Below are 19404 nucleotides of genomic sequence, written 5' to 3'. Positions count from 1 at the left end.
TACACTGATAATAATTGGATATACTGACGTTAAAGAATTGCACTATAAGATTCGGAGGATTGACAGCAGTTGATTCGCTGGATGCTGTTGTAAGGCAGAATGAGCTTGTTGGGCTTATTGGACCTAACGGCGCGGGCAAAACAACGGTATTCAATATTATTACCGGGGTGTATGATCCAACTGAAGGCGACGTTCTGTTCAATGGTGAAAGTATTGTTCAGCTGAAACCTTTTGAAGTAACCCATAAAGGCATTGCGAGAACTTTCCAGAATATAAGGCTATGTCAAAGCCTTTCAGTTAAAGATAATGTGAGGGTTTCATATAATAACAGCTGCAAGGCAAAGCTTTGGAGTTCTGTATTCCAGCTAAAAAGCTATCATGATGAAGAAAAGGCAATTGATAAAGAAATCCATGAGCTGCTGGAGATGTTTGACCTGCATGTTGATGCGGACGAATATGCCAAGAACCTGCCTTACGGCGACCAGCGAAAGCTTGAAATAGTACGCGCTCTGGCAACAAAGCCAAAGCTTCTTCTGCTTGATGAGCCTGCAGCCGGTATGAATCCTTCAGAGAAAAAGGACCTAATGCATTTAATACAAACAGTAAAAGATAAATTCAATATTTCAATATTACTTGTTGAGCATGATATGAATGTGGTCATGGGAATATGTGAAAGAATATACGTAATTGATTACGGTAAAAAAATTGCCGAAGGTAAACCGGCTGAAATTCAAAGCGATCCAAAGGTGATTGAAGCTTATCTAGGGCAACCAGCTAAATAAAGATGTTAAAAGTAGAAAACCTGCATGTAAATTACGGAGCAATTAACGCTATTAAGGGACTTTCAATAAACGTTCCTGAAAAATCAATTATTACATTAATTGGCGCTAACGGAGCGGGTAAAACTACGACTCTAAGAGCAATTTCAAGTATCGTAAAGGCAGCCGAAGGAAGCAAAATTATTTATATGGGAGAGGAAATTACTAACCTTCCAGCCCATAAAATTGTGGAAAAGGGGCTTTGCCAGGTGCCGGAAGGAAGGTTGATATTTGCCAACCTGACTGTGAAGGAAAATCTTGATATGGGCGCATACCTGCGCAAAGATAAACAGAATTTTGCTTCTGATCTTGACCTGATATTTTCAATTTTCCCCAGGCTCAAAGAAAGAATTAAACAGCCCGGCGGAACACTTTCAGGCGGTGAGCAGCAAATGCTTGCGATATCCAGGGCATTAATGTCAAAACCCAAAATGCTTCTGCTTGATGAGCCTTCATTGGGAATTGCTCCTTTGCTTACAAAGACAATATTTGAAAAAATCGTCGAGATCAATAAAACCCTGGGTATGACAATTCTGCTGGTTGAGCAGAATGCAAATCTGGCATTGAGTGTTGCTGATTACGGTTATGTAATTGAAACAGGTAACATAATCCTGGAAGGTCCTGCAAAAGAGCTTGAATCAAACCCGGAGGTCCGCAAAGCATACCTGGGTGAAGCATAATAAAAGTTTAAAAGGAATTTTCTTATTAAATCCTATTCAAAAAAATTAAATATATATAACAATGAAATTCGCTGACGGAATATCCAGACTGGGAACAGAAACAGCATTCGAAGTCCTTGCAAAAGCAAAAGCTCTAGAAGCTGAAGGAAAAAACATTATTCATTTACAGATAGGTGAACCTGACTTCCCTACCCCGAAAAATATATGCGATGCCGCAGTAAGATCTATACAGGCCGGCGATACACATTATACCGGTGCTGCGGGAACGCCTGAGCTTAGAAAAGTAATAGCTGAGTATGTATCAAGAACCCGCGGTGTTGATTTTACCGCTGATAATGTAGTTATGACACCGGGCGCAAAGCCAATTATGTTCTTTGTAATACTTGCTTTATTACAGCATGGTGATGAAGCTATGTATCCAAACCCGGGCTTCCCGATATATGAATCCATGATAAATTTCACCGGTGCGAAGGCTGTTCCTATGCCTTTAACCCAGGAAAATAATTTTAATATTGACCTGAAGGATTTTGAGAGCAAGGTTAACGAAAAAACCAGGCTTGTGATAATAAATACACCTGGCAATCCTACCGGTAAAACCATTCCCAGAAAAGATATTGAAGCTATTGCTGAAATTCTTAAGAACAGGGATTGTATGGTTCTTTCAGATGAAATTTATTCAAGGATCTGTTACGATGGAGCTGAATCATTTTCAATTACAAAGCTGCCAGGGTATAAAGATAGAACTATTATTCTTGACGGTTTTTCAAAAACATACGCTATGACAGGCTGGAGAGCCGGTTACGGTATAATGAATACCGAGCTTGCCCCTGTTATTACCAAGCTTATGGTAAACAGTAATTCATGCAACAATGCTTTCGTACAAAAAGGCTGCATCGAAGCATTAACGGGTCCGCAGGATGCTGTTGACGCTATAGTAGCAGAATTTGACAGAAGAAGGCATATCATAGTTGAAGGTCTGAACTCAATTAAAGGTTTTAACTGTTCAATGCCGGATGGCGCTTTTTATGCATTCCCGAATATTACAGGAACAGGTTATAAATCAAAAGAGCTTGCTGACAAATTATTATATGAAGCAGGCGTAGCCTGCCTTTCAGGCACTTCATTCGGCGCATACGGCGAAGGATATATCAGGTTTTCATACGCAAACTCTGTTGAAAATATCAACGAAGCAATTAAAAGGATAAAAGCAGTTTTAGCATAAATAATCCGGTTTTTCTAACCCTCCGTTTGATAACGGAGGGTTTTTTGTTTTTACAATTTGTTACAAAATATACAATTATCTGCTATTTGAAATAATTGTATTTTTAAGCAAATTTGTACAATACCTAAACAGAAAATATTATGAAAAATGCTCTCTTAGCCGTTTTAATAGTTTTCATTTTAGCGCCTTTATTTAATCATTCCCGCAGCGGACAGGTAAATTTAGACCTCATCAACACATTTGAGTTCACAAGCGAACCTTTCGATATTGTGTTATATGATAATGCTTATGTTTTAACTCCAATAGCGGTTTATCCAGTATCAATTAGGGATCCATACAGCCCCACTATTTCTGAGATCAAAGAATTTGCCGGTACAAAAAGTATAGCTTTCATCGGACATTATTGTTATGCGCTGTTTGCAAATGAAATTGCAGTATATGACATGACAAAATCACCCCTAAAGAAAAAAACGCAGATACTGACAAACGGCAGAGTTACAAAAATTGTAATAGATAACGGCTACCTGTATGCAATCAATGAAGATGCCGGGCTGCAGGTATATGACGTTAATATTGCTGACTTCCCTGTTTATAAGAATACACAGATTATACCTTTCAGCGCAAGCGGAATTGCAGTATCAAATAATATAGCTTATGTATCAAGTTCGCTTGGTCACTTGACAATCATAGGCTTGAATGATAAATCAGCATTACCGATAATCGGTACATACACTTCAGGCGGCAGCTTTTTCGAGCCTTTTATAGATGGTAACCTGGCTTATATTCCACAGGGTTCGTCAGGTGTGCAGGTATTAGATATATCAAAGCTTCCTAATCCCGAATGGCAATTCAACCTTTTTGGCAGAAGGAATTCACACCAGGTAATTGCATCGAATTTTTATGTATGGGTAGCTGATGATAAAAGCATAGAAGGGTTCTATAACGATGCTCCTAAATCATATTACTTCGCCGGGAATTATAAGTTTTCAGATAAGGTGAACAGGATAGCTGTTGTGGACGGTAAATATATTTATGTCACAACAAAGGATAAAAAGCTGAAGATATTACAGATAAATTATAAGTATTAACCGTTTGCGGATTCAGTATTTTTTTTATTTCCTTATGTAAATACAATAATTTAAAAACATCAGATAATATAAGCTCCCCTCCTGTTTTTAGGAGGGGTGTCACGAAGTGACGGGGTGGTTGCTTCTAAAACAATCTTTGATTTTAATCAACACTTCATCAGTTTTCTCAAACACTTCTGCATTTTCAAATCGTATTATCCTTATTCCCAACGAATTCATATATTCACTCCTTTCAGCATCATATTTTATTTGTTCTTCAGTAAAATGATACATACCATCAAGTTCCACTCCTAGTTTCTGGGTAGAACAATAAAAGTCAATCACAAATTTTCCAAAACTATGCTGCCTTCTGAATTTTCTGCCTTCAAGCTGACTGTTCTTAAGATATTTCCACAAAAATGCTTCTGCGGGTGTTAGATTGGAACGTAGTTCTTTTCTTCTATCTCTTAACTTATCAATATTGTGTAACTGGTTTTTGCGCATTTCTCTATTTGATAATAAAAATATAACCACCCCTAGTCCCGCTTTCAGCGGGACTCTTCCCCTCCTAAAAACAGGAGGGGAGCTATATATTCTCTAAATTACACTCTCCCATACATCTTAATTACATTCCCGCGATAAGATTTTGCTCCATCACCCATCAAAAAAAGGCATGTTTCAGCAATTTCCAAAGGAGTTACCCAAGTGGAAAAATCCTGGTTCTGCATGCTTTCGCGGTTGGCGGGAGTATCAATAACACTTGGGATAATAGTATTGAAAGTGATATTATCAGCCTTATGTTCTTCGGCAAGAGTTAACATTAAGTTTACAACTCCCCCTTTACTGAAGCTATAAGCAAACTTGCCGGCAGTTGTTTCAACTGCGGGCTTTGCGCCAACTGAAACGACCCGCCCGAAGTTACTCATTTTAAAATAACTTAGCGCATGTTTTGTAAAAAAAAACATAGTATAAAAGTTCAGCATAAGCTGCTGTTCGATAAACTCCTTATCAGTATCTGTCACACTTCGTTTTGGGTGGTAACCGCCAACAGTATTTACGAGGAAATCTATTCTTTTTTCCTGTTTTACCACGTTATCGCAAAATTCCTTCACTTCAATTTCATTTGATGCGTCACATGGCAAGCCATATCGTTTGGGCAATCCTTTGAATTCAGTTTCATCTGTTTGTTCAAACACTTTCATAAATTCAGGCATAGAGCGAACCGGTACATACACTTTCATACCCTGTGCAGCAAAATGATTTACAATAACCCTGCCCAACGCTCCTGTACCGCCTGTTACAATCGCTATTTTATCTTTATACATAATGTTATGGTGGAATTTTAATTGCCACGACCTTTAGGTCGTGGATATATTTACTGACCTTTTAACGGCTTTAGCCGCTAACTGATTTTCAATTTTTTAGGGGCTGAAGCCCCTTGAGATGCTGTCCAGGGTCCACGACCTAAAGGTCGTGGCAACTATGACTAATCCACTTTCCGTAATTTAAAAAGGTAAAGAAAATGAATTCAGATAAAGATAAATACTTTCATTGCATGAATGCATTCTCAAAATGCCTGTGTCACTGTCTTTATCTCATGCCTGGCATATCTTTCCTAAAATAACATCTTTGGTTGAGCCGGTAACGCGGTTCATATTTGCGGGATTACCGTTAATACACTCATTTGCAAGTACGGCAAAAAGTACAGCTTCTTTATTTTTTGAATTGATTCCCCCGGCTTTAAGCCTGCAGACATTAACTCCTTTAAAATAATTCTTTAAGCTTCTCATTATTAAAGGATTTTCCGCTCCGCCCCCGCTTACAATAAGCTCATTTATTTTGCATTCGGTTTCGATATAATTGCGGTAGTTATACCAGATCGAATATGCAGTGAATTCCGTTACTGTTCTGATAATATCAAATTTGTTTATCCCTTTGAATTTTTTCAGAAGTTTTAACTGAAATTCTGCGCCGTAATGCTCTCTGCCCGTTGATTTTGGCGGCGGGCTTGAATAGCCCTTATCTTTTATCAGATAATTAAATAATTCCGTATTTACTTTACCCATTAAGGCAGTTGAGCTGTTTTTATCAAATTTCTTTTTGAACAAATGGTACATCAAGCCGTCAATTATCATGTTTCCGGGACCTGTATCAAAAGCAAAAACATCTCGTTTGGCTGAGTTTTTTTTCAATATAGTAATATTTGAAATACCCCCGATATTAAGTAATGCACGGTTTTTGCTTTTGTGGGTGAATAAAATATGATCGAGGTACGGAACAAGAGGCGCACCATCACCATCAACAGCGCAATCAGCTATCCTGAAATCACCCACGGTAGTAATACCGGTTAAATTCGCAATAATTGCGGGATCGCCAATTTGCAGCGTGGATTTGACTCTATACCCGCAATAATTCTTTTTTTCAGGAAGGTGGTGAATAGTCTGCCCATGAGAACCGATAAGATCGATATTATTTGAAAGTAACTTATTCCGTTTCAATATCTTCAGAACAGCATCTGCAAATAAAGCACCCATTATTACATTCAGCCTGGTAATTCCTTCAATTCTTGCCGTATTTTTAGCGGAATTCTTAAAAATTTCAAGTCTGACATTTTGGGGAACCGGATGTTCAATAAAATCCATAATTTTAACCCTTGTACCAGCTCCGCTGCCTGTAATTTGCAATAAAACCGCATCTATTGCGTCAACAGAAGTACCGGAAAGCAGACCGATTACTGTTCTTTTATTTTTCCTGAGTAAATTGATAAGCTTTTTGTTCATAATGCTTCAAATTTATCCATAAAATGATGAATAAACCATACATTTATCAATTATAGCCATGTTTTAATATTTTATCATTGTTCGAAAATTTGATAAAAGCTATATTTGCTGATTAATTAAACTGAAAATATGGAATTTAAGATAAATAAAATTGATGCTGTAAAACAGGAAGTTGAGTTCGAGTTAACATACGCAGATCTTGCTCCCCATTTTGAAAAAGCTTTTCAAAAATATCAAAAAAAGGCTGAAATCCCGGGTTTTCGTAAAGGAAAAGCCCCCGTTTCAATGATAAAACGCATGTACGGCGATATGATAGAACAGGCTTCCCTGGAAGATGTGGCTAATGATGTTTACAAAAATTACCTGGATGAGAACCACGTCCACCCGCTTGGTGAAGCGCAAATGGTGGATATGGATTATGAAGCCAAGCAGCTATTTAAATTTAAAATAAAATATGAGATCAAGCCAGAGTTTGAGCTTGCTGATTATAAAGGTGTTGAAGTAAACAGAACCATCCATAATGTTGATGAAAAAATGGTGGATGATGAAGTAAAATACCTGCAGTCAAAACATGTTACATATGAAGATGCTCCTAAAGCAGATGGTGATGAATTTTCACTGACAATGGATGTGCAGAAGCTTGATGAAACCGGCACTGAAATTATCGGCCAAAGCGATAAAGATGTGAGGTTTTACCTTAACGATCCGCAGATCAACAAGGAATTCAAAGAACAGCTTGCAGAGATCTCTGTTGGCGAAGAAAGAATTCTGAACCTGCCGGGACAGGAAGAAGGAACTATTGAAAAATATAAGGTACTTTGCAAAAAGGTCGATAAAGTAATTTTCCCTGAGCTAAACGAAGACTTCTTCAAAAGCATTTACAAAGATGAAGAAATTAAGACCACTGAAGAATTCAGAGGAAAAGTTAAAAAAGAGCTTGAAGGGATTTATAAGAATATTGCTGACCAGGAAATAAGGAACAATATTGTCAGCGAATTGATTAAGTTAAATGAGATACCTGTTCCTGATGCACTGGTTGAAAATATTCTGAATTCATACATTGAAGATGTAAAGAACCAGAATCCAAAGCGCCAGCTTCCCAAAGAATTTGATGAAGAAGAATACAGGAAAACAAAACGCGCTGATGCTATCCTGCAGGTAAAATGGTACCTGATAAGAGATAAGATCATAGAAATGGAAAAGATCGAAGTTACCGATAAAGATCTTGAGCCTGTGATCGAAGCTGATGCTAAGAAATACAACCTGCCTGTTGAAAAGATAAAAGCAGTTTATGAAAACAATCCTGATGTAAAATACAGGGTCTTGGATGATAAGCTGATGAACTTTTTGATAGAAAATGCAAAGATAAAGGATGTAGAAAGACACGATCATTCACATGATGATGGCGGCGAACATGACCACGGAGATGAAAAGAAAAAAGAAGCAAAACCCAAAAAGCCAAGAAAAAAGAAAACTGAATAAATAAAAAAGTTTTTACTCTAAATAATTCACTAATTAGAAGGAAATAAATGAATTATCAGAAGATCATATCCGGCAATAAGCTGGAAATTGAAAAAGGCCTCAATATTGCGAACCAGCTTGTACCTATGGTAGTAGAACAGACTGCCAGGGGTGAAAGAGGTATGGATATCTATTCAAGGCTGTTAAGGGAAAGGATAATTTTCCTTGGCTTCCCGGTTGATGACCATACTGCAAGCTTAGTAATTGCTCAGCTGTTATTCCTGGAATCTGAAGATGCTGATAAGGACGTGATGCTTTACATAAACTCACCGGGCGGAAGCGTCAGCGCTGGACTTGCTATATACGATACAATGCAGTATATCAAACCAACTGTAGCAACTATCTGCACGGGAATGGCTGCATCAATGGGCGCTGTTCTTCTTGCGGGCGGTACTGCAGGCAAAAGAACATCACTTCCCCACTCAAAGATAATGATACACCAGCCTTTAGGCGGCACACAGGGTCAGGCAACTGATATTGAAATTTACACCAAAGAAATGATAAAGACCCGCGACGCACTGTACAATATTCTTTCAAGGCATACAGGAAAGGATTTTGAGACAATTAAACGAGACTGTGACAGGGATAATTTCATGACTGCCGAAGAAGCTAAAGCTTACGGGCTTATTGATAACATTCTTGAAAAAAGAATTGTTGATAAAAAATAGATTAGCGGACATACTATAAATAAAAAAGGATACTTAATTTTAAGTATCCTTTTTTATTGTTCAAAATCCTGTTGATAATTACTTCTGCTTTATAGTTTCTTTTTCTTCAGCTTCGCTGTCTGATTTATTTTGAGTGGAATCTTTCTTAGTTGCCCTGCTGATCCTTCCAAGGTTATCTTCAGTCTTATTTTCCTTAGACGGTTCATTGACCTTTTGTTTTACAACATCATCATTTTCTTCATCAATAAGAATATTCTTTTTTTCATCAGAAACTTTTTTCTTTGGCTCCGTGGATTCTTTCTTTTCCATTCCCTTGGTTTCAGAATTAAAATCACTCTTAGATTCTTTTTTCATGATCCCGTCATGTTTTCTTTCGCCCTTGGTATCAACACCTTTTTCCATATCCTTATCAAAAGATCTCTGCATTTCTATCTTTTGTTCTTCACTTACCCTGTCAGGTTTTATCTCAGGTGCAACGGTCCTGGTAGGATCCGGTTTTGCGTAAAAATCAGATGTAGTTTCAACCGGTGCAGGAGCATAATCCCCTGATCTGGTTTCACCCGGCTCTACTGCGCTGTATTCCTTCGGGTAATTACTGCTGATATCTTCACCGTCCTTCTTAACATATATGATAAGATCACCCTGGTTTGTTGATGTAACAAATTGGCGTGTTGTTGAAGTATCAGAACTGTTCATTTTTGAAAAATACCCGAAATAAACAACTACAGCTACAAGAAGAACTACAGTTAAACCAAGCGCAGGCACAAATGAAGGCCTGAACAGGCTTTCAAACCAGCTCTTTTTTTCAGGCTGATGCTTGTACACAGGCTGGTTGACCATATTGGTTAACCGTGCCGGATTTTCAGCTTCTTTTAACCTGCGCATAAGACGGTCCTCAAAATCATGCTTTGCCTTAACGCGCGGAAGTGTTCTGAGCTGGTCTCGTAATGCTTTATATTTTTCGTCGTCCTGTAACATTTTTCCTCCTTTATAGGAGATGGTCGATTCCTTTTTTTATTCTTCTTTATAAATATCTTTCAGGAGCTCCTGCAGCTTTTCTCTGCCCCTGTTGATCCTTGATTTCACAGTTCCCATAGGTAATCCGGTCATATCAACAATTTCTTCGTATGAAAAATCTTCTATATCCCTTAAAATTACTAGTTCCCTGTAATTTTCGTTAATCTGCTCAAGCGCTTTTTGTATATGAGCGCTTAAAAACTTTGAATTTGCGTCAACTTCGGGACCGCCGTAAGCCTCATCGGGCAGGTCAAAATCTTTGTTCTCATCATTATAAACATCGCTGATAGAGAAAGTTTTATATTTTTGCTGCTTTACAACCTTTGTTTTTGCCAGGTTAATTGCAATCGTGTATATCCATGTTGAAAACTTTGCAATTTCCTTGTACAGATGTTTTGATACATAGACCTTAACAAAAGTATCCTGAACAATATCATCACACTCATCATAGTTGCCTACATAGCGGTAAATGTAGTTCGTCAGTCTGTCTTTATAACGCGCTACTATCTCATTGTAGGCTTCAATTTCGCCTTGCTGAAACCGGAAGATAAGCTCTTCATCAGTCAGTTTTTTTATATTTTTTCCTTCTTGCGAAGGCGCCATCTGTATCCTATTTATTTAACGAAAAATTTGGTTTTTTGTTCCGCTTTTTATAATTTTAAGCATTTATCAGCTCTTCTACAAGTGAAGTCATCAGGATTTTAGGGTCTAACATGCTTGTTTTCAGCTTTTTATCGGTTTCCAGTATCTTCGCAAATGAATGCTCTAATGAGCTGATATTTAGCAGTTTATGGTAATTTTTTGCGAATTTTACTCTGTCACCCCACATTTTATACCTCTGGTATAAAGTCCTGCTATCCATCGTATCTAGGCCTTGTGTTTTAAAAGAAAATAGGTCCATATAATAATTACTTACCGTCGAAAGTAAATATACTTCATTTAAAGCTTTAGAATTAAGCAAATTATTAAGTATAGAAAACGCCCTGTTTTGATCTTTATTTACGATCGCTGTCATTAACTCATCCGGAGAATATTCCCTGTCATAACCAATAAATTGCAGAATTATCTCTTTTGTTAATACGGGTTCTTTTCCCTCAAAGTCATAATTACTTATCTTTTCAATTTCAGTGCTCAGCAGATCAAATGATGAAGGCACTGAAGTGATAAAAAGGTCCAATGCATCATTATTTATCTTAATATTATATGATTCGAACTCCTGCTTAACCCAGTCATACAGTTCTCTTTGAGGAAGGTCTGAAAAATCATAAAACTCTATACCTTTGATCTCATGCAGCTTTTTTTCAATAACGAATGAAGTATCAAAAGCATAAAGGATATAGGAATCCTCTGCTTTTTCTTTTGTTCTTTCTATGAATTCACTTAGCTTTCTCGAGTATTTTTCGCATCGCTTAACAATTACAAGTTTTTGCGCTGAAAAAAGCGAAGCTCCGCCTGAGGTTAGATCGAACAATTCCTGCATAGGGGTTTCATCGGCATATTTAAGGAAGAAGTTCTCTTTGTTTTCTTTCGAGCCAAAGAGCTTCTCCCTTAAAATTTCGCCTGCCTTTGATAAAAAATAATTATCAATTGATGCAATATAATATACATTCTTCAGCTTCCCTGATGAAACCTCATTACGGAAATCCTGGAATGTACGCATTTAGAGCCTTAAAATTCTTACTTTTTAAATTCTACTTTTTTAATAGTAACTTTATCTATCGGGTTATCCATTGCATCTCTTTTTACATTTTCGATCTTAAGCGCAATATCCAAACCTTTTATAACTTTTCCGTAAACAGTGTATTGTCCGTCAAGATGTGAAGCTTCGCCGGTAACAATATAGAACTGGCTGCCGCTTGACTCTCTTTTTGGATTAACCTGGTCTCCCATTCTTGCCCCGGCAAGTGAACCTTTAACGTGTTTAGCGTTAATTTCTGCAGGAACTGTATATCCGGGGCCGCCCTGTCCGTCATTTGAACGGTCGTTATCCTTGGAATTGGGGTCGCCGCCCTGTATCATAAAGCCGGGAATTACCCTGTGAAATGTTGTACCTTCGTAAAATCCTGAGTTTACAAGCTTTTTGAAATTTGCTACATGCTTGGGAGCTTCTTTTTCAAATAATTCAATTTCAATATCTCCCATACTGGTCTTTAAAACTACAATGTTTGATTCATCTGTGCTTTTTGAATCTGTTGAATCTGTCTTGGTGGTCATGCTGTCTGTTTTCTTTTGAGTGTTCTGTGTTTGTGTGTTCTGCTGCTGGGTCTGGGTTTGCTGCTGGTTTTGAGTTTGGTTCTGTGTATTTGTATCTGTTTTGTTATCTCCGCAAACGAACGCGAAAAAACTTAATGTAAATGCTGTTAATAGCATTATTTTAAAAGCGTTTAGCTTCATTTTTATGATTTCCTTTCTAGTTATGAATTATTCCTGTTGCCAATAAAACTATTATAAGTATGCCGAAAATTATTCGGTAGACTACAAAAAGCATCATAGAATGCTTTTTAATATAAGAGAGCAAAAACCAAATTGACCAGTATCCGATTACCCCTGAAACGATCGTTGCAATTACAAGGCTCAGAATTGCGCTTTCACCGCTTAACAGGGTACTTCTCTGGCTGAAAAGCTCATATACACCGCTTAGCAAAACAGCCGGTATACTGAGCAAAAATGAGAACCGGGCAGCATCTTCCCTTGTCATATTGCGGAAAAATGCGCCGGATATGGTCGATCCTGAACGTGAAGCTCCCGGGATCAGAGCCATAGCCTGAAAAATACCGATTATGAATCCATCCTTAAAGCCAATGCTGTTTATATCATGTTTCTTTTTGGTAAACCTGTCAGCTATCATTAAAATAATTGAAAAAAACATTAAGCTGGCAGCTACAATATACATATTTCTGAACTGATTTCGTATCAGGTCTTTAAGCAAAAAACCCGCAATTACTATAGGGATTGTACCTAATATTATCATTATAAGCAGCTTAGTATCTTTACTGCTGTAATCTCTTGTTTTGATACTGGTAAACATAGATCTCGTCATGTTAATAAGGTCATTACGGAAATAAAGGATTATAGCTATCATAGTACCGACCTGTATTACTGCCGTATATGATGCCCCGATATCACCCCAACCAAAGAATGATGGGATTATCCTCAAATGCGCTGTACTGCTTATCGGCAGAAATTCCGTTAATCCCTGAACAACACCCAGTAATATAGCTTTTAAAATTTCCTGCATTAATTGATATTAAATAAAATTCCAAGCCTGGCGCCAATGCCGTACCCTTTTAGATCTGCTTCTGTAGTTGAATTCGGCGCTTTTAATATTTCCCCATTTTCATCCTTTAACTTACCATACATATTTGCAAAAGCGAACCCGCCTAAATAAACATAAAAATTTTCTGAAAATTTAGGGAGAAATGTAACATTCAACCTGAATGAGGGACCTGATGAAGTATATTTAAGGGTTGTAGAGTTGTTGATCTTATTATCAAGCTGCTGAAAGTGATAACCAATTGATCCGCCGAACTTAAAGTTATACTTCTGCTTCCTTAAATTATAGTTCACAAATAAGTATGGCTGGTGATTGGTTATTGTATAATCAAATACAGCCGGCGAATAAACATAACTTAATCCGCGGATATAATATGAATAATCAACCCCTGCTGATACGGTTTTCGAAATATCAAACTCTGCTCCGCCGTAAAATTCCACACCTGCGTTAAATGATTTTATGCTGTCAGAAGTACTGTATGGAATACTGGCGACCAGGAAATCCCTGAACTCAGGTGTAATTCCATACTGAATTCCCATACCGGTGAAAAAGGAAATTTGTTTTTTCTGCTTGACCACTGTTTGAGAAAACAAAGCAGCATTTATTAATATAAATGCTGCTATAAATGTAAATATTTTATTTTTCAAAAATTAAATATCCAGATTTTTTACGTATTTAGCGTTCTTTTCTATAAATGCGCGCCTGGGCTCAACTTCTTCACCCATAAGTGTTTCAAATACTTTATCAGCCGCTACTGCGCTATCGATAGATACCTGCAATATTGTCCTTGTATCAGGATTCATAGTAGTGGACCAAAGCTGTTCGGGGTTCATTTCACCAAGACCTTTGAACCTTGAGATGGCGAATCCTTTGCCTTTTGTTACAACTTCACCAGCTTCAGTTACTTCCGTTTCAGAAGGCTCAGTTTCTTTGACTGATTTGGTATTAATTTTAAATCTTTTCAGGATCTGTTCTTTATCGTTTTCATCGTAAGCATAATGTTCTTCCTTGGCTATTTTGATCTTATATAAAGGCGGCTGCGCAATGTAAAGCCTGCCGGTTTCAATTATCTCTTTCATATGCCTGTAGAAAAATGTGAGCAGAAGTGTACGGATATGAGAACCGTCTACATCGGCATCGCACATAAGGATAACTTTTCCGTAGCGAAGCTTTGATTCATCAAATTCATCTGAATTACCTATACCTGCGCCAAGTGCCGTAATAATAGATTTTATTTCATCGTTCTCAAGAACTTTGTTCATCCTTGCTTTTTCTACGTTTAGTATCTTTCCTTTAAGCGGAAGGATAGCCTGGAAACGCCTGTCCCTTCCCTGTTTGGCTGAACCACCCGCTGAATCACCCTCTACAAGATAAATTTCGCAATGGTCCGGGTCGCTGATTGAACAATCTGCAAGCTTTCCGGGCAGTCCCGAAAACTCTAGCGCATTTTTACGCCTGATAAGCTCTCTTGCTTTCCTTGCAGCTTCCCTTGCTTCTGCTGCGCGGAGGCATTTTTCAATGATCTTCTTTGCAACCGATGGATTTTCTTCCAGGTATGACTGAAGCTGCTCGCCTACAATTGTTTCAACAATACTTTTTACTTCACTGTTTCCCAGTTTTGTTTTAGTCTGTCCCTCAAACTGCGGTTCAGGCACCTTGGTGCTAATAACGCATGAAAGCCCTTCGCGGAAATCATCTCCTGTAAGCTGTATCTTATCATTCTTAATAATATTAGCTTTTTGTCCGTAATTATTCAGTGTCCTTGTAAGCGCTGTTTTAAACCCAACTAAGTGCGTACCGCCTTCATGGGTATTGATATCATTAACATAGGTGAAAATGTTATCATTATAAGTTTCATTGTACTGGAATGCCACTTCAACCTGGGTATTATCTCTTTCACCTTTAATAAAGATAGGCTCCTTCATGAAGGATTTGCGCGAAGAATCGATATACTTTACAAATTCTTTAATACCGCCTTCAAAGTGGAAAGTGTTTTCGCGTTTTGATCTTTCATCCTTTATCTTTATGGTAACTTCCTTGTTCAGGTAAGCAAGCTCTCTTAAACGGTCCTCGAGAATTTCAAACTTAAAGTTAACGGTATTGAATATAGTATCATCCGGCATAAAGGTTGTTTTTGTACCTGTAACTTTAGCATCAACTTTACCGATCTCCTTAACCGGTGCTGTTGGTACGCCTGCTTTATATTCCTGGTAAAATATTTTGCCGTCCCTTTTAACTTCAACTTTCAGCCATTTGGATAGAGCATTCACAACCGATACACCAACGCCGTGCAGACCGCCGGATACCTTATATGTATTCCTGTCAAATTTACCGCCTGCATTAAGAACGGTCATAACAACTTCAAGGGCTGATTTCTTTTCCGTCGGGTGCATACCTGTTGGTATACCGCGGCCGTTATCTTCAACTGTTATTGAGTTATCTTTGTTTATTGTAAGTGAAATCTTATCGCAATAACCGCCTAAGGCTTCATCGATACTGTTATCTACAACTTCGTATGCAAGATGGTGCAAACCGCGGCTTGATACATCTCCGATATACATAGCCGGTCTTTTGCGGACATGTTCGAGTCCTTTTAAGACCTGGATACTTTCTGCGCCGTACCCGCCTTTTACTTCTGTCTTCTTATCTGTTTTTTTATTTTTATCTGCCATTACTTAAATATTATATCCTTTAATTTTTTATTTTCGCTCAATAAGTTATTTACTTTTTCAAGTATTTCCTGCTTCATTCTTGTCAGCTCAAACCTTGAAACCGGGTTTACCACGTTTACGTACAGCACTCCGTGCTTTTTGAATGATGGCACTGCAATTTTTCCGATCTTTTCACCTACAGCAGTATACCAGAAATCAAACCTTTGTTTTTTTTGTTTTTTGATAGCACCGATAAGGTCAGCTATTTCATCATTTAAAGTGGATTGTTTCCTGTTATGTTTTTTAAAATCAATTAACATTATCCACCGCCCCGTTCACTATATTAAATGACCTGGTTTCTGAAAAATTCTTTTTCAGTATCTCAAGGTGGTCAATATCAGTAGTTGTAATAAAAACCTGGTTAAAATCTGTTATCAGTTCAGAAATTCTTGCTATCCTGGTTTTATCAAGCTCAGAAAACACATCATCTAAAAGCAGTACAGGTTCGCCTGAATTTGTATGATCAAGATTGCTGTTAATATACCCAAACTCTGAAAGCTTTAGAGCGACAACAAAAGTTTTGTGTTCACCCTGCGAAGCGAATGTTTTCATGTCAAATAATTCGCCCTGTTTATTCATGCTGAAGAGGTAATTATCCCTGTGCGGACCCGCAAGTAAAATTCCCCTTTTAATTTCCTGATCAAGCTTTTCTTCAAGTGAGCTTTCAAGCTTACTTTTAAGCAGTTCTATGCTGTATCCTGTTATTTCATTTTCATCCAGTATTTCACTTTGATATGAAATTACGGGAATATATTTACTGCCAACTATACGGTTAAAACAGGAATTGATGCTTAACTTGAATTCTTCTATGAAATCCATCCTGCGGATCATGATCTTAACGGCCAGATCCAGAAGCTCTGTATTCCATACACTGACCAGGTCTTTTAGCTCTTTTAAAGAATACCTTTTAACCGCCAGGTTTTCTTTAAGCAATGAATTTTTCTGCTTGATAATTTTAGAATATTTCCTCAGGTCGCTTAAATATACCCTGCTTACCTGTGATATCAGCAGGTCAAAATTCCTGCGTCTATCCTGCTGAGTGCCCATAGTAAGCTTCAGGTCATATGGTGAAAGCACTATTAGCGGGAACCTGCCTAAAAATTCATTTGAGCGCGTTACCCTGTCATTATCAAGAATAACCTGCTTAGAGCTCTCTTCTTTGTGATAAATAACCTTAACCCTGCTTTTACTGTTAACCCTGTTTCGGAAATCTCCGGTAATTTCAAAAGCATCCGTTCCGTATCTTACACAGTCAGATTCTGAATTCAGCAAAAAGCTTTTTGTATAACAAAGCAATGAAATTGCTTCGAGAATATTGGTTTTGCCGTTTCCGTTTTCTCCGTATATAAAGTTCAGTTTTGGGCTGAATGAGAAAGAACAATTGTTGTAATTTTTAAAATCAGCCAGGTAAAGCTCTTCTAATATCATATCAAAGGGTTTTCCTATCAGATATTTCTAACAGGCATAACAAGCATCATCAGGTCTTCATTTTCTCGCTGCTCCGATGGCCTTATTATTGATGCTTTCAAAGGAGTACTGAAATCAAAAAGTAATTCATCACTATCGAAATGCTGCAGAGCCTCAAGCAAATACTTACCGTTGAATGCAATTTCAAATTCATCTGCTTCGGTGAAGCTGCAATCTATGGTTTCATCTGCATCTGTTCCGTATTCGTTGTTTGCCGCCCTTACTTTAAGCTCGCTTTCGCTTATGCTGAACGAAGTTTTGTTCGTAACCTGGTCAGAAAGGATTATACTTCTTTTAACCGAGCCTATCAGCTCGTTTTTAGCTACCTTTAATATTTTTTCGTTATCATTGGGTATTACTGATTCATAGTTAGGAAATGTATCATCAATAAGCCTTGAGTGAATTGTAATATTGCCGAATGAGCATTTTAGGAATTCATTGCTGAAGAATACTGATACTTTCTGTGATTCACTGATTTCTTCGCCTTCTGCCGAATCACCCTGCTCTGCTGATGTTTTTGATTTAAAGAGCCTTGTCATAAGCTGGCAGGTTTTTATAGGCACCAGCATGTTGGTCTTTTCGCCGGAGTAATCAAAATTATTGTTGATGATTTTCACCAGCCTGTGGCCATCTGTAGAAACAACTTTGAACTCGCCTTTTTTTATCTCAAAAAACACACCATTCATGCTTCTGCGAAGCTCATCTGTGCTTGCTGCGTGGATGGCTTTGGGCAAATAGCGGGTTATAAGCGCTCCTGATATATCAATTTCCTTTGAGCCTTCAACTTCAGCAGGCATCGGGAAGTCGTTGGGATCTTCGCCTGTGAGTGTCCACTTTCCGCCCTTGGTTTTGATAATGGTCTTAAATCCATTTTGCAGATCAAAGCTCAGTTCCTTACCCGATAAATTTGTGAGAAGGTTTTCCAGCTTCTTTGCAGGAAGTGCAACCTGCCCGTCACTTTTACCATCAACGTTAATCTTGATTTCTATATAGACTTCAAGATCAGAACCTATCAAAGTAAGTTCTTTTCCTTCGAGACTGAAAAATATGTTGCTTAAAATAGGTAAAGTGGAACGTGTTGGAGTAACAGTAATAACTTTATTTATAGCGCCGATGAGATCATTGCTCTTAACAGTGAACTTCATTAAACCTCCCAAAAATTGCTTAATTTTACAAATTTACTGATTTTTCTTATCTATTTCAATCGATTAATTTAGGGCTTCTTCCGGTGTTTTGAAAGTATTTTGTAACTTTCACGGCAGATTCAACTGCCATACGCTCCCTGCTTTCAGATGTTTTACCGGCAAGATGCGGCGTAAGCACCAGATTTTTAAGCTTCAGGAATTTTTTATCAAAGCCCGGCTCCTGCTCAAATACATCAATACATGCACAGCGCAGCTTTCCTTTTTTTAAAGCTGCAAGAAGCGCAGCTTCTTCAACTACTCCCCCTCTGGCTGTATTTATAAGTACAGAATCATTTCTAAGCAAAGAAATATTTTTTTTATTTATGAGGTAACGGGTTGTGTTATCAAGAGGCGTGTGAATTGTAACTATATCAGAGTTTCTAAGCAGAGTATTCAGAGGTATAAATTCTATGAACCTGTATTTTTTCTTCAGGCTCTCTTTTATATCATTGCCTATTATTTTCATGCCGAAGGCTTTTGCAAGAACTGCTACTTTTGAACCTATCCTTCCGACTCCGATTATGCCGATCGTTTTTCCTGAGAGCTCTGTATTTTTGAATAAAGAATAATCAAACGTACCTTTTTGCATTTTTGAATTTGCGGGTACTATATTTTTTACAGCAGCAAGGATTAATCCCATCGTATATTCAGCAGCAGAGGTACTGTTAGCGCCGGCAACATTCATAATATCAATGCCGGCTTCTGATGCTGCGATTGTATCGATATTATCAAATCCCGCAGATACAGTGCAAATAAGCTTAATATTTGTTTTTTTAGCTGTTTTTTGCAGGAAATTTCTGTCAATTTTCCGTACTGAACGGACTATCAATGCATCTGCTGATGAATCACTTTTAGGCGAAAGATCTTTAAGCTTCAGGATGAGTTCTTTATTAGTAAGAGATTTAAGCGAAACAACATTAAATTTTTTTTTAAGTAAATCAATACCCTGTTGATGCAGATCATCAGCAAGAAAAATATTTACTTTATTTTTCAAT

20 protein-coding genes are annotated in these 19404 nt (G+C 37.7%); 6 read left to right on the top strand and 14 right to left on the bottom strand.

Going from position 1 to position 19404, the window contains the following annotated elements:
• The first annotated feature begins 20 nt into the window (after positions 1-20).
• The 4 genes from J0M37_10735 (at position 21) to J0M37_10720 (ending at position 3808) form a co-directional block, all read left to right on the top strand.
• The gene (locus J0M37_10735) at positions 21-782 is read left to right on the top strand and encodes an ABC transporter ATP-binding protein (GenBank protein ID MBN8585562.1); all 762 of its coding nucleotides are present in this window, start codon (positions 21-23) and stop codon (positions 780-782) included.
• A gap of 2 nt (positions 783-784) precedes the next feature.
• The gene (locus J0M37_10730) at positions 785-1498 is read left to right on the top strand and encodes an ABC transporter ATP-binding protein (GenBank protein MBN8585561.1); all 714 of its coding nucleotides are present in this window, start codon (positions 785-787) and stop codon (positions 1496-1498) included.
• Between the two features lie 61 nt (positions 1499-1559).
• Positions 1560-2720 carry a pyridoxal phosphate-dependent aminotransferase gene (locus J0M37_10725; GenBank protein ID MBN8585560.1) on the top strand — a complete coding sequence of 387 codons (1161 nt, stop codon included), beginning with the start codon at positions 1560-1562 and terminating at the stop codon, positions 2718-2720.
• 140 nt (positions 2721-2860) lie between these two features.
• Complete coding sequence (locus J0M37_10720) at positions 2861-3808, top strand: hypothetical protein (protein MBN8585559.1); 948 nt, start codon at positions 2861-2863, stop codon at positions 3806-3808.
• 99 nt (positions 3809-3907) lie between these two features.
• Here J0M37_10720 and J0M37_10715 read toward each other — a convergent pair whose 3' ends face one another.
• The 3 genes from J0M37_10715 to J0M37_10705 all read right to left on the bottom strand — a co-directional run bounded on the left by J0M37_10715 (position 3908) and on the right by J0M37_10705 (position 6567).
• A complete protein-coding gene (locus J0M37_10715) occupies positions 3908-4291 on the bottom strand; it encodes an endonuclease domain-containing protein (protein ID MBN8585558.1) in 384 nt (127 codons plus the stop codon).
• Between the two features lie 98 nt (positions 4292-4389).
• The gene (locus J0M37_10710; protein ID MBN8585557.1) at positions 4390-5112 is read right to left on the bottom strand and encodes an SDR family oxidoreductase; all 723 of its coding nucleotides are present in this window, start codon (positions 5110-5112) and stop codon (positions 4390-4392) included.
• A gap of 270 nt (positions 5113-5382) precedes the next feature.
• A complete protein-coding gene (locus tag J0M37_10705; GenBank protein MBN8585556.1) occupies positions 5383-6567 on the bottom strand; it encodes an anhydro-N-acetylmuramic acid kinase in 1185 nt (394 codons plus the stop codon).
• A gap of 129 nt (positions 6568-6696) precedes the next feature.
• Between J0M37_10705 and tig the strand changes: the two genes are divergently transcribed.
• Both tig and clpP read left to right on the top strand, forming a co-directional pair.
• Positions 6697-8049: a trigger factor gene (gene tig / locus J0M37_10700; GenBank protein ID MBN8585555.1), complete on the top strand. Its 1353-nt coding sequence runs from the start codon at positions 6697-6699 to the stop codon at positions 8047-8049.
• 47 nt (positions 8050-8096) lie between these two features.
• A complete protein-coding gene (clpP, locus tag J0M37_10695) occupies positions 8097-8756 on the top strand; it encodes an ATP-dependent Clp endopeptidase proteolytic subunit ClpP (protein MBN8585554.1) in 660 nt (219 codons plus the stop codon).
• A 78-nt stretch (positions 8757-8834) separates the two neighbouring features.
• Here clpP and J0M37_10690 read toward each other — a convergent pair whose 3' ends face one another.
• The 11 genes from J0M37_10690 to J0M37_10640 all read right to left on the bottom strand — a co-directional run bounded on the left by J0M37_10690 (position 8835) and on the right by J0M37_10640 (position 19403).
• The gene (locus tag J0M37_10690) at positions 8835-9734 is read right to left on the bottom strand and encodes a hypothetical protein (GenBank protein ID MBN8585553.1); all 900 of its coding nucleotides are present in this window, start codon (positions 9732-9734) and stop codon (positions 8835-8837) included.
• Positions 9735-9770: 36 nt separating this feature from the next.
• Positions 9771-10376 carry a sigma-70 family RNA polymerase sigma factor gene (locus tag J0M37_10685; protein ID MBN8585552.1) on the bottom strand — a complete coding sequence of 202 codons (606 nt, stop codon included), beginning with the start codon at positions 10374-10376 and terminating at the stop codon, positions 9771-9773.
• Between the two features lie 55 nt (positions 10377-10431).
• Positions 10432-11433 carry a DNA polymerase III subunit delta gene (holA, locus tag J0M37_10680; GenBank protein MBN8585551.1) on the bottom strand — a complete coding sequence of 334 codons (1002 nt, stop codon included), beginning with the start codon at positions 11431-11433 and terminating at the stop codon, positions 10432-10434.
• Between the two features lie 17 nt (positions 11434-11450).
• Complete coding sequence (locus J0M37_10675; protein ID MBN8585550.1) at positions 11451-11987, bottom strand: peptidylprolyl isomerase; 537 nt, start codon at positions 11985-11987, stop codon at positions 11451-11453.
• Positions 11988-12183: 196 nt separating this feature from the next.
• The gene (gene uppP, locus J0M37_10670; GenBank protein MBN8585549.1) at positions 12184-13011 is read right to left on the bottom strand and encodes an undecaprenyl-diphosphatase UppP; all 828 of its coding nucleotides are present in this window, start codon (positions 13009-13011) and stop codon (positions 12184-12186) included.
• Positions 13011-13694, bottom strand: a complete 684-nt coding sequence (locus J0M37_10665) for a hypothetical protein (protein ID MBN8585548.1) — start codon at positions 13692-13694, stop codon at positions 13011-13013. The genes uppP and J0M37_10665 overlap by 1 nt, the downstream gene beginning before the upstream one ends.
• A gap of 3 nt (positions 13695-13697) precedes the next feature.
• Positions 13698-15719, bottom strand: coding sequence for a DNA topoisomerase (ATP-hydrolyzing) subunit B (gene gyrB / locus J0M37_10660; protein MBN8585547.1), 2022 nt, complete (start codon positions 15717-15719; stop codon positions 13698-13700).
• Positions 15719-16018, bottom strand: coding sequence for a DUF721 domain-containing protein (locus tag J0M37_10655; protein ID MBN8585546.1), 300 nt, complete (start codon positions 16016-16018; stop codon positions 15719-15721). The genes gyrB and J0M37_10655 overlap by 1 nt, the downstream gene beginning before the upstream one ends.
• Positions 16008-17186, bottom strand: a complete 1179-nt coding sequence (locus J0M37_10650; GenBank protein ID MBN8585545.1) for a DNA replication/repair protein RecF — start codon at positions 17184-17186, stop codon at positions 16008-16010. Before J0M37_10650 ends, J0M37_10655 begins: the two co-directional genes overlap by 11 nt.
• Positions 17187-17203: 17 nt before the next feature.
• Positions 17204-18370, bottom strand: coding sequence for a DNA polymerase III subunit beta (gene dnaN / locus J0M37_10645; protein MBN8585544.1), 1167 nt, complete (start codon positions 18368-18370; stop codon positions 17204-17206).
• Between the two features lie 55 nt (positions 18371-18425).
• Positions 18426-19403 carry a 3-phosphoglycerate dehydrogenase gene (locus J0M37_10640; GenBank protein ID MBN8585543.1) on the bottom strand — a complete coding sequence of 326 codons (978 nt, stop codon included), beginning with the start codon at positions 19401-19403 and terminating at the stop codon, positions 18426-18428.
• Position 19404 lies beyond the last annotated feature (1 nt).

Source organism: Ignavibacteria bacterium (genome assembly GCA_017303675.1).
GTDB lineage: Bacteria > Bacteroidota > Ignavibacteria > Tepidaquicellales > OLB5 > OLB5.
Note: the sequence above shows the minus strand (reverse complement) of the source record. Positions and strands in the feature narration are given on the sequence as shown.

Bases quoted from the DNA above. Each gene is read 5' to 3' on its own strand.
- J0M37_10730 (MBN8585561.1), top strand. From the start codon at position 785: ATGTTAAAAGTAGAAAACCTGCATGTAAATTACGGAGCAATTAACGCT.
- J0M37_10725 (MBN8585560.1), top strand. From the start codon at position 1,560: ATGAAATTCGCTGACGGAATATCCAGACTGGGAACAGAAACAGCATTC.
- J0M37_10720 (MBN8585559.1), top strand. From the start codon at position 2,861: ATGAAAAATGCTCTCTTAGCCGTTTTAATAGTTTTCATTTTAGCGCCT.
- J0M37_10715 (MBN8585558.1), bottom strand. From the start codon at position 4,291: ATGCGCAAAAACCAGTTACACAATATTGATAAGTTAAGAGATAGAAGA.
- J0M37_10710 (MBN8585557.1), bottom strand. From the start codon at position 5,112: ATGTATAAAGATAAAATAGCGATTGTAACAGGCGGTACAGGAGCGTTG.
- J0M37_10705 (MBN8585556.1), bottom strand. From the start codon at position 6,567: ATGAACAAAAAGCTTATCAATTTACTCAGGAAAAATAAAAGAACAGTA.
- tig (MBN8585555.1), top strand. From the start codon at position 6,697: ATGGAATTTAAGATAAATAAAATTGATGCTGTAAAACAGGAAGTTGAG.
- clpP (MBN8585554.1), top strand. From the start codon at position 8,097: ATGAATTATCAGAAGATCATATCCGGCAATAAGCTGGAAATTGAAAAA.
- J0M37_10690 (MBN8585553.1), bottom strand. From the start codon at position 9,734: ATGTTACAGGACGACGAAAAATATAAAGCATTACGAGACCAGCTCAGA.
- J0M37_10685 (MBN8585552.1), bottom strand. From the start codon at position 10,376: ATGGCGCCTTCGCAAGAAGGAAAAAATATAAAAAAACTGACTGATGAA.
- holA (MBN8585551.1), bottom strand. From the start codon at position 11,433: ATGCGTACATTCCAGGATTTCCGTAATGAGGTTTCATCAGGGAAGCTG.
- J0M37_10675 (MBN8585550.1), bottom strand. From the start codon at position 11,987: ATGACCACCAAGACAGATTCAACAGATTCAAAAAGCACAGATGAATCA.
- uppP (MBN8585549.1), bottom strand. From the start codon at position 13,011: ATGCAGGAAATTTTAAAAGCTATATTACTGGGTGTTGTTCAGGGATTA.
- gyrB (MBN8585547.1), bottom strand. From the start codon at position 15,719: ATGGCAGATAAAAATAAAAAAACAGATAAGAAGACAGAAGTAAAAGGC.
- J0M37_10655 (MBN8585546.1), bottom strand. From the start codon at position 16,018: ATGTTAATTGATTTTAAAAAACATAACAGGAAACAATCCACTTTAAAT.
- J0M37_10650 (MBN8585545.1), bottom strand. From the start codon at position 17,186: ATGATATTAGAAGAGCTTTACCTGGCTGATTTTAAAAATTACAACAAT.
- dnaN (MBN8585544.1), bottom strand. From the start codon at position 18,370: ATGAAGTTCACTGTTAAGAGCAATGATCTCATCGGCGCTATAAATAAA.